The sequence below is a fragment of the Sphingomonas hankookensis genome, from assembly GCF_001619955.1.
Taxonomy (GTDB): Bacteria; Pseudomonadota; Alphaproteobacteria; order Sphingomonadales; family Sphingomonadaceae; genus Sphingomonas; species Sphingomonas hankookensis_A.
This window is the reverse complement of sequence record NZ_LQQO01000038.1, coordinates 20,315-29,931: the sequence shown is the minus strand read 5'-3', so window position 1 is coordinate 29,931 and position 9,617 is coordinate 20,315. Positions and strand designations below refer to the sequence as shown.

The 9,617-nt window shown below is 65.9% G+C and carries 6 protein-coding genes, 1 tRNA gene and 1 pseudogene; 5 read left to right on the top strand and 3 right to left on the bottom strand.

From position 1 onward, the window contains the following. The 3 genes and pseudogenes from AVT10_RS14530 to AVT10_RS14525 all read right to left on the bottom strand — a co-directional run. Window positions 1–587, bottom strand: a 587-nt coding sequence (locus AVT10_RS14530; protein WP_198158599.1) for a hypothetical protein, incomplete at its 3' end; no start/stop codon positions are given. A gap of 3 nt (window positions 588–590) precedes the next feature. Beyond that, window positions 591–704, bottom strand: a pseudogene (locus tag AVT10_RS18960) (DUF6538 domain-containing protein); the annotation flags it as partial. 179 nt (window positions 705–883) lie between these two features. Next, a tRNA-Leu gene (locus AVT10_RS14525) sits at window positions 884–970 on the bottom strand. Between the two features lie 136 nt (window positions 971–1,106). Here AVT10_RS14525 and AVT10_RS14520 point away from each other — a divergent pair. The 5 genes from AVT10_RS14520 to gltB all read left to right on the top strand — a co-directional run bounded on the left by AVT10_RS14520 (window position 1,107) and on the right by gltB (window position 9,615). Further along, window positions 1,107–2,051, top strand: a complete 945-nt coding sequence (locus AVT10_RS14520; RefSeq protein WP_066693014.1) for a complex I NDUFA9 subunit family protein — start codon at window positions 1,107–1,109, stop codon at window positions 2,049–2,051. Then, window positions 2,048–2,896 carry an undecaprenyl-diphosphate phosphatase gene (locus tag AVT10_RS14515; protein ID WP_066693011.1) on the top strand — a complete coding sequence of 283 codons (849 nt, stop codon included), beginning with the start codon at window positions 2,048–2,050 and terminating at the stop codon, window positions 2,894–2,896. Before AVT10_RS14520 ends, AVT10_RS14515 begins: the two co-directional genes overlap by 4 nt. Window positions 2,897–3,047: 151 nt before the next feature. Next, complete coding sequence (locus AVT10_RS14510; protein ID WP_066693010.1) at window positions 3,048–4,493, top strand: NAD(P)-dependent oxidoreductase; 1,446 nt, start codon at window positions 3,048–3,050, stop codon at window positions 4,491–4,493. Continuing rightward, window positions 4,490–5,089, top strand: coding sequence for a DUF2059 domain-containing protein (locus tag AVT10_RS14505; RefSeq protein WP_066693008.1), 600 nt, complete (start codon window positions 4,490–4,492; stop codon window positions 5,087–5,089). Before AVT10_RS14510 ends, AVT10_RS14505 begins: the two co-directional genes overlap by 4 nt. Beyond that, entirely contained in the window at window positions 5,086–9,615 is a 4,530-nt protein-coding gene (gltB, locus tag AVT10_RS14500) for a glutamate synthase large subunit (protein WP_066693004.1), read from the top strand. Before AVT10_RS14505 ends, gltB begins: the two co-directional genes overlap by 4 nt. The last annotated feature ends 2 nt before the right edge of the window (window positions 9,616–9,617 follow it).

Here is a 9,617-nt window from a genome sequence, read left to right as displayed (position 1 = left end):
AGGGGGTCCCTTTTGGACGCCGATAGGGGGTCCCTTTTGGACGCCGATTGACATGCCGGATTACGAGCGAGCAGTTCCTCATCGACCGCCCAGTTCAGGAAGCTGCTCATGTTCGACATCAGCGAATTGGCGTGCGCCGCGCTGATGATCTTGATGCCGCCGCGCAAACGCGCGCGATCTGCCGCCTCGCGCGGCGAGAGCTTCGGGAAGATTTTGCTCGCGTTGGCGGGTAGGAATCGGAGAACGTCGAGCATGTCGCGACAGTGCGCACGCGAGATCGACGAGACAGCGACTGCCCCACCGATCACCGCGATGGCGAGCCTGCGGCTTGTTTCATACGCCTCTCGCGTGTTGGTGGTCCAAGCGCGGGTCGGATCGTCGATGTAGCTGCGATAAGCCTCGCCAAGCGTGAGCAGTTTATCAGGCTGGGCATTTGTGCTGGGTGGCGGCGCGGTCTCAAGCGCATGCTCGGCAAGATCGTCTTTTAACGATTGGATCAGCGTCACATCGACCGGCAAACCTGCCATCGCACGCGCGTGCTCTATTTCCATCTCGATGCGTGCGATGACGCTTGGCAAACGGCGCATGGCGATGGCGAGGCTGTCCGTCCGCAGCGAGCGCCAAATTTCGAGCCGATTCAGAAGCCGCTGAGCGTCAACTGGGACAGTGTGGCGATAGTAAAGTTTTCGCCCCCGTCGAGCCACGCCCTTGGGCAAATCCCGTAGCAGCTTCCCGTAGCAGCCGGGGCTGTCAGAACGGACGGTTTTCCGGGACTTTCGGCCTGACGATGGGCCACGTTCCCGTAGCAGTTTGTCGTAGCAAACCCTCTCGGGGGACCGTCTTTCCAACGATCCCCGAGAGATTTCAACGCTGTAGGAAGCGATGGTGCCCAGAAGAGGACTCGAACCTCCACGACCTTGCGATCGCCAGCACCTGAAGCTGGTGCGTCTACCAATTCCGCCATCTGGGCACGGGGTAGGAGGGCGCCTCTACGGGGGGTGCGGCGGGGTGTCAACAACTTGTTTCGAGAATTTTAGGTTGTCCTTGCCGTTTTGCTGCAGGAGCGGCATGGGGCCTTGGCGTAGAGACAGGCAAGGGCGGACTCGATGAAGAACCAGTTGGTGACGCTGTTCGGCGGCGGCGGCTTTGTCGGCCGCTATGTCGTGCAGGAATTGTTGAAGGCGGGTGCACGCGTCCGCATCGCGCAGCGCGATCCGCGTCAGGCGCTGTACCTGCGCACGCAGGGCGGGCTGGGGCAGACGCAGTTCGTCGCCGCCGACCTGTCGCGGCCGGAGACGGTCGTGCGGGCGGTCGCCGGATCGGATGCGGTCGTGAACCTGGTCGGTATCCTCGAGGGCGATTTCGACAAGGTGCATGTTGCGGGCGCGCGCACCGTGGCGGAAGCCGCCGCTGCGGCGGGCGTGAAGGCCTTCGTGCAGATTTCGGCGATCGGCGCCGATCCGGCCTCGCCCTCGGCCTATGGCCGGTCGAAGGCGGCGGGCGAGCAGGCGGTGCTGGCCGCCTTTCCGACCGCGACCATCCTGCGTCCGTCGATCGTGTTCGGGCGCGAGGATGGCTTCGTCAATCGCTTCGCCGGGATGATTTCGGGCGCGCCGGCGCTGATCGGGCGTCCACTGGTGCCGGTGATGGCCGCGGCAACCAAGTTCCAGCCGATCTATGTCGTCGATCTGGCGCAGGTGGTGGTCAAGGCGCTGGCCGAACCGGAGCGCTTCGGTGGACAGACCTATGCGATCGGCGGGCCGGACGTGATCTCGATGGGCGACCTCAACCGCTGGATCGCGGGTGCGATCGGGCGCGATGTCCGCTTCCTCGAAATTCCCAACGATCTGGGCGGAGCGATCGCGGCGATGCCGTTCACCCCGATCAGCAAGGATCAATGGGCGATGCTGTCGCGCGACAATGTCGTCGGTGACGGGGTGCCGGGGATCGAGGCGTTCGGCGTGCGGCCGGTGCCACTGGCGACGGTCGCGCCCGATTGGCTGGTCGTCTATCGCAAGAATGGCCGCTTCAACAAGGTCGCCCGCGCGTGAACCCTGCAACCGCGTGGCTGGAAGCCACGATCCTCGGCATCATCCAGGGACTGACCGAGTTCCTGCCGGTGTCGTCCAGCGCGCATCTGCGCATCGCCGGGGCGTTCCTGCCATCGGGCACCGATCCGGGGGCGGCGTTCACCGCCATCATCCAGATCGGGACCGAAGCGGCGGTGCTGCTGTATTTCCGCAAGGATATCTGGCGGATCGCGACGGCGTGGCTGGGCCAGTTCTTCGGCGGCCGGCAGGATGCGGTCGCGCGCGACGATGCACGGATGGGCTGGCTGGTGATCGTCGGCACGCTGCCGATCGTCGTGCTGGGGCTGTTGTTCAAGGACGCGATCGAGACGTCGCTGCGCAATCTGTGGTTCACCGCGTTCAGCCTGATCGGCTTCGGCATCCTGCTGGGCATCGCCGATCTGGTCGGGCGACGGCGGCTGGGCCTCGACCGGCTGCGCTGGGGCAGCGGCATCGTGTTCGGCTTTGCACAGGCGATGGCGTTGCTGCCGGGCGTGTCGCGGTCGGGCGGCACGATCACCGCCGGGCTGTTCATGGGCTTCACCCGCGAGGCGGCGGCGCGCTACTCGTTCCTGCTCGCCATTCCGGCGGTGCTGGCGTCGGGGCTATACCAGCTGTTCAAGACCTGGGGACAGTTCGGCCCCTATGGTCCGGGGCCGACCCTGCTGGCGACGGTCATCTCGTTCGTCGTGGGATATGCATCGATCGTCGGATTCCTGAAGCTCGTGTCGACGCGGGGCTATATGGCGTTCGTGGTCTACCGCGTGCTGCTGGGCGGGGCGTTGATTATGCTGTTGTCGCAAGGACGTATCCCCGCAGTGGGATAGGTCCGATACGGCCATAAAAGCCGTTGTTGCGATTGGTTCTTGAAAAACTGCTATTCAACACGCAGCAATAAGGTCATCATAGCTTACCTATCGACTGATTATTGCGTGACTCAGCGGTCAAAACATGCTTTCCGAAAGGTCGGAGGGCATTATGGCCGAGCAAGCAATGTTGAAGTTCGTTTCGCGTCCGCAGTCCTATCCTGCGAAGCGCGAACCCGAATTGCGGGCGGAAGATTTCCGCGAGATCGCGGAGCGCTATGCCCCGCCGACCGCCGAGGATCAGGCGGGGCGCTGCTCGCAATGCGGCGTCCCTTATTGCTCGGTGCATTGCCCGCTGCACAACCATATCCCCGACTGGCTACGCCTGACGGCCGAGGGGCGGTTGCAGGAGGCCTATCAGCTGTCGAATAGCACCTCGACCATGCCCGAGATCTGTGGCCGCATCTGTCCGCAGGACCGGCTTTGCGAGGGCAATTGCGTCATCGAGTTTTCGGGCCATGGCGCGGTCACCATCGGGTCGGTCGAAAAGTTCATCACCGATACCGCGTGGGAAAAGGGCTGGGTCGAACCGGTCGCGGTCGGCCCGGCGCGTGGCCAGTCGGTCGGCATCGTCGGCGCAGGCCCGGCGGGGCTGGCGGCGGCGGAATGGCTGCGCAACCTCGGTTATGACGTCCATGTCTATGACCGCTACGATCGCGCCGGCGGGCTGCTGACCTATGGCATTCCGGGCTTCAAGCTGGAAAAGCCGGTGGTGATGCGCCGGGTCGAGCGGCTGAAAGAAGGCGGCATCGTCTTTCACGAAGGGTTCGAGGTCGGCCGCGATGCGAAGCTTGACGAGCTTCGCCAGAAGCATGACGCGATCCTGATCGCGACCGGCGTGTACAAGCCCCGCGCGATCAAGGCACCGGGCGTCGGCAGCGGCGGTGTGGTCGATGCGCTCGATTACCTGACCGCGTCGAACAAGGTCGGCTTCGGCGATCAGGTGGCTGCCTATGACGACGGGTCGCTGAATGCGGCGGGCAAGAATGTCGTCGTGGTCGGCGGCGGCGATACCGCGATGGATTGCGTTCGTACTGCGATCCGCCAAGGCGCCAAGTCGGTGAAGTGCCTCTATCGCCGCGACCGCGCCAACATGCCCGGCTCGCAGCGTGAGGTCGCCAATGCCGAGGAAGAGGGCGTCGAGTTCGTCTGGCTCTCTGCCCCCGCTGCGTTCGACGAACGTGAGGGCCAAGTGGTGCAGGTCCGCGCGACCGGCATGCGGTTGGGCGCGCCCGACGCCTCGGGGCGACGTGCGCCGGAGGCCGATCCGGGCAACGAGTTCGTGCTCGACGCCGATCTGGTGGTGAAGGCGCTGGGCTTCGATGCCGAGGATCTGCCGACGCTGTTCGATGCCCCCGAACTGGGCGTGACCCGCTGGGGCACGGTGCGCGTCGACGGCAAGTCGATGATGACGTCGTTGGACGGGGTGTTCGCGGCCGGCGACATCGTGCGCGGTGCATCGCTGGTGGTATGGGCGATCCGCGACGGCCGCGACGTGACCGAGCGGATGCACGCGTACCTGAAGGCGAAGGCTAAGGCTGCGAAGGTGGCGGCATGAAGGCGCTGATCCTCGCAGCCTCGCTGTTGGGTGCCACGCCGGCGCTGGCCCAGACACCGGCCGCCCCCGCTGCCGTACAACCGATCGATCCGGCGCGCCTAGCGCTGGCGGAAAAGTCGGTCGCGGTGCTGGTGCCGCAGGGCGTCTATATGCGGCTGATGCGGCAGCAGTTTCCGGCGATGATGGATGCCATGCTCGCGAACATGGAAACGGCGGTGCCCGGCGGTCGGGCCAAGGCGCGGGCCGCCGATCCGGCGTTCGATGAACGGATGCGGATCATGACGCGCGTCATGGGCGAGGAACTGGGCCCGCTGATGGGGCGGATGGAACCGTCGCTGCGCACCGGCATGGCCCGTGCGCTGGCCAAGCGGTTCGACGCGCGGCAATTGAACGACCTGAACGCCTTTTTCGCCACGCCTTCGGGTCAGGCGTTCGGCGAGCAGTTCATATCGCTGTTCGCCGACCCGGAAATCATGGGCGAAATGATGAAGGCGATGCCGATGATGCTGCAGGAAATGCCGGGCATCATGAAGAAGGTGGAGGCCGCGACCGCGCATCTGCCGAAGCCTCCTAAGCCGAAGGGCGAGAACGAATGACCGACATGACCTCCGAACGCCTCCGCCTTGCCACCGAAGGCATGTACCGCCCCGAATTCGAAGGCGATGCCTGCGGCGTCGGCATGGTTGCCGCGACCGATGGCAAGCCGTCGCGCCGGGTCGTGCAGTCGGCGATCGATGCACTTCGCGCGGTGTGGCACCGCGGCGCGGTCGATGCCGATGGCAAGACCGGCGACGGCGCCGGCATCCATGTCGACCTGCCGCACCGTTTCTTCGACGATGCGATCGCCGCGTCGGGGCACAAGCCGCTGCACGCGCGGCTCGCGGTCGGCATGGTGTTCATGCCGCGTACCGATCTGGGTGCGCAGGAGACCTGCCGTACGCTGGTCGAATCGGAGATCATCGAGGCGGGCTGGTCGATCTATGGCTGGCGGCAGGTCCCGGTCGACGTGTCGGTGATCGGCATGAAGGCGCAGGCGACCCGGCCGGAGATCGAGCAGATCATGATCGCCGGGCCGGCCCCGGAAGAGATGGACGAGGCCGAGTTCGAGAAGAACCTTTATCTGGTCCGCCGCCGGATCGAGAAGCGGATCATCGCCGCGCAGATCACCGGGTTCTACTTCTGTTCGCTGTCGTGCCGCTCGATCATCTACAAGGGGCTGTTCCTCGCAGAGAGCCTGTCGGATTTCTATCCCGACCTGACCGACGAACGCTTCGAATCGCGCGTCGCGATCTTTCACCAGCGCTATTCGACCAACACCTTCCCGCAATGGTGGCTGGCGCAGCCGTTCCGTTGTCTCGCCCATAATGGCGAGGTCAACACGATCCGCGGCAACAAGAACTGGATGCTCAGCCACGAGATCAAGATGGCGAGCATCGCGTTCGGTGAACGCTCGGAAGACATCAAGCCGGTGATCCCGGCGGGCGCGTCGGACACGGCGGCGCTGGATGCGGTGTTCGAGACGATCTGTCGCTCGGGCCGCGACGCGCCGACCGCCAAGCTGATGCTGGTGCCCGAGGCGTGGCAGGGCGCGCCCGACATGCCGCCGGCGCATACCGCGATGTACGACTATCTCGCCAGCGTCATGGAGCCGTGGGACGGCCCCGCCGCGCTGGCGATGACCGATGGCCGCTGGGCGGTCGCCGGGCTCGACCGCAACGCGCTGCGCCCCTTGCGCTACACGCTGACCGGCGACGGGCTGCTGATCGTCGGGTCGGAAGCGGGGATGGTGCCGGTGGCCGAGGCGACAGTGGTCGAGAAGGGCCGCCTGGGCCCGGGCGAGATGCTCGCCGTCGATCTGGGCGAGGGCAGGCTCTACAAGGACCGTGCGATCAAGGACAAGATCGCTGCCGAGGCGGACTATGCGGCGATGACCGCCCGGTTCCTGACCATCGACGACCTGCCGGCCCCCGCCGAAGCGCCGCTGCGCTACGACCGCGCCGAACTGGCGCGGCGGCAGGTGTGCGCCGGGCAGACGCTGGAGGACATGGAACTGATCCTGTCGCCGATGGTCGAGGGCGGCAAGGAAGCGATCGGATCGATGGGCGACGACACCCCGCTGGCGGTCATTTCCGACAAGCCGCGCCTCATCAGCCATTTCTTCCGCCAGAATTTCAGCCAGGTCACCAACCCGCCGATCGATCCCTTACGCGAGCGCTATGTCATGTCGCTCAAGACGCGGTTCGGGAACCTCGCCAACATCCTCGACACCGGGGATCGGGCAAGCGCGGTGCTGGTGCTGAACAGCCCGGTGCTGACCAACAGCGACTGGCTGCGGCTGAAGGCGCATTTCGGCGCCCAGGCAGCGGAGATCGACTGCACCTTCCCGGCGGGCGAGGGACCCGAGGCGCTGCGCGCCGCGATCGCTCGCATCCGCGCGCAGGCCGAACAGGCGGTGCGCGAGGGGCGCAGCGAGCTGTTCCTGACCGACGAGCATCTGAACGCGACCAAGGTGCCGATTGCGGGCGTGCTGGCGGCGGCGGCGGTGCATACGCATCTGGTTCGCAAGGGGCTGCGGTCCTACGCGTCGATCAACGTGCGGTCGTCGGAATGTCTCGACACGCACTATTATGCGGTGCTGATCGGCGTCGGCGCGACGACGGTGAACGCCTATCTGGCCGAAGCCGCCATTGCAGACCGCCATGCGCGCGGGCTGTTCGGCGAGATCGGCATGGACGAGGCGCTGAAGCGCCACCGCACCGCGATCGACGAAGGACTGCTGAAAATCCTGTCGAAGATGGGGATCGCGGTGATCTCCAGCTATCGCGGCGGGTACAACTTCGAAGCGGTGGGCTTGAGCCGTGCGCTGGTCAACGACTTCTTCCCCGGCATGCCGGCCAAGATTTCGGGCGAGGGCTATCACTCGCTGCACGTCAACGCGACGCAGCGGCACGAGGCGGCGTTCGATACGGCGGTGGCGACGCTGCCGATCGGCGGCTTCTATCGCCAGCGTGGCGGCGGCGAGGCGCATGCCTATTCGGCGCAGCTGATGCACCTGCTGCAGACCGCGGTCGCGACCGACAGCTATTCGACGTACATGCAGTTTTCGCGGGGCGTGCGCGACCTGCCGCCGGTCTATCTGCGCGACGTGCTGGAGTTCAATTTCCCCGACACGGGCGTGCCGATCGAACAGGTCGAGGCGATCACCGAGATCCGCAAGCGGTTCGTGACGCCGGGCATGTCGCTGGGCGCGCTCAGCCCGGAAGCGCATGAGACGCTGGCGATCGCGATGAACCGCATCGGCGCGAAGGCGGTCTCGGGCGAGGGCGGCGAGGACTCGATCCGCTACCAGCCGTACGAGAATGGCGATAACGGCAATTCGGTCATCAAGCAGGTGGCGTCGGGCCGGTTCGGTGTCACCGCCGAGTATCTCAACGCCTGCGACGAGATCGAGATCAAGGTCGCGCAGGGTGCGAAGCCCGGCGAGGGCGGGCAGCTGCCCGGCTTCAAGGTGACCGAGTTCATCGCCAAGCTGCGCCATGCGACGCCGGGGGTGACGCTGATCAGCCCGCCGCCGCACCACGACATCTATTCGATCGAGGATCTGGCGCAGCTCATCTACGACCTGAAGCAGATCAACCCGAAGGCGCGGGTGTGCGTGAAGCTGGTCAGTTCGGCCGGGATCGGCACGGTCGCGGCGGGCGTGGCGAAGGCGCATGCCGACGTCATCCTCGTGTCGGGGCATGTCGGCGGGACCGGCGCGTCGCCCCAGACGTCGATCAAGTACGCCGGCACGCCGTGGGAAATGGGGCTGAGCGAGGTCAACCAGACGCTGACGCTGAACGGCCTGCGCGGTCGCGTGGTGCTGCGCACCGATGGTGGGCTCAAGACCGGGCGTGACATCGTCGCCGCCGCGATCCTCGGCGCCGAGGAGTTCGGCATCGGTACGCTGTCGCTGGTGGCGATGGGCTGCATCATGGTGCGCCAGTGCCATAGCAACACCTGTCCGGTCGGCGTGTGCGTGCAGGATGAGCGGCTGCGCGCCAAGTTCACCGGTACGCCCGAAAAGGTCATCAACCTGATGACCTTCATCGCCGAGGAAGTGCGCGAGATCCTGTCGCGCCTCGGCGTGCGCAGCCTCGACGAGGTGGTCGGACGGACCGAGTTCCTGCGGCAGGTCAGCCGCGGGGCCGAGCATCTCGACGACCTCGACCTCAACCCGATCCTCGCGAAGGTCGATGCGGACGAGAGCGAGCGGCGCTTCAGCCTGTCGACCTTCCGCAACGAAGTGCCCGACAGCCTCGATGCACAGATGATCAAGGATGCGGCGGCGGTCTTCTCGCGCGGCGAGAAGATGCAGCTGACCTATTCCGTGCGCAACACCCACCGCGCGGTCGGCACCCGCCTGTCCAGCGAGATCACGCGCAAGTTCGGCATGTCGAAGCTGGCCGACGGCCATGTCACCGTGCGGCTGCGCGGGTCGGCGGGGCAGAGCCTCGGCGCGTTCCTGTGCAAGGGCATCAAGCTGGAGGTGTTCGGCGACGCCAACGACTATGTCGGCAAGGGGCTGTCGGGCGGGATCATCACCGTCCGCCCGATGGTGTCGTCACCGCTCAAGAGCCATGAGAACACCATCGTCGGCAACACCGTCCTGTACGGCGCGACGTCGGGCAAGCTGTTCGCGGCGGGGCAGGCGGGCGAGCGCTTCGCCGTGCGCAATTCGGGCGCGACCGTCGTGGTCGAGGGCTGCGGCGCCAATGGCTGCGAATATATGACCGGCGGGACGGCGGTCGTGCTGGGCCATACCGGTACGAACTTCGGCGCGGGCATGACCGGCGGCATGGCGTTCATCTACGACCATGACGCCAGTTTCGAGCGCAACCATAATCCGGAGAGCATCACGCTGCACCGGCTGGGGGCGGCGCATTGGGAAGGGGTGCTCAAGGGCCTGGTCGCCGAACATCATGCGATGACCGACAGCCGCTGGTCGGGCGCGATCCTGGAAGATTGGGACCGGGCGAAGCACCATTTCTGGCAGGTGGTGCCAAAGGAAATGCTGACGCGGCTGGCGCATCCGCTGAGCGACGACACGGCGGTGGCGCAACAAGCGGAGGTCGCCGCCTGATT

Excerpts from the sequence above, each read along its gene's own strand:
- AVT10_RS14520 (WP_066693014.1), top strand. The coding sequence starts at position 1,107 with ATGAAGAACCAGTTGGTGACGCTGTTCGGCGGCGGCGGCTTTGTCGGC.
- AVT10_RS14510 (WP_066693010.1), top strand. The coding sequence starts at position 3,048 with ATGGCCGAGCAAGCAATGTTGAAGTTCGTTTCGCGTCCGCAGTCCTAT.
- AVT10_RS14505 (WP_066693008.1), top strand. The coding sequence starts at position 4,490 with ATGAAGGCGCTGATCCTCGCAGCCTCGCTGTTGGGTGCCACGCCGGCG.
- gltB (WP_066693004.1), top strand. The coding sequence starts at position 5,086 with ATGACCGACATGACCTCCGAACGCCTCCGCCTTGCCACCGAAGGCATG.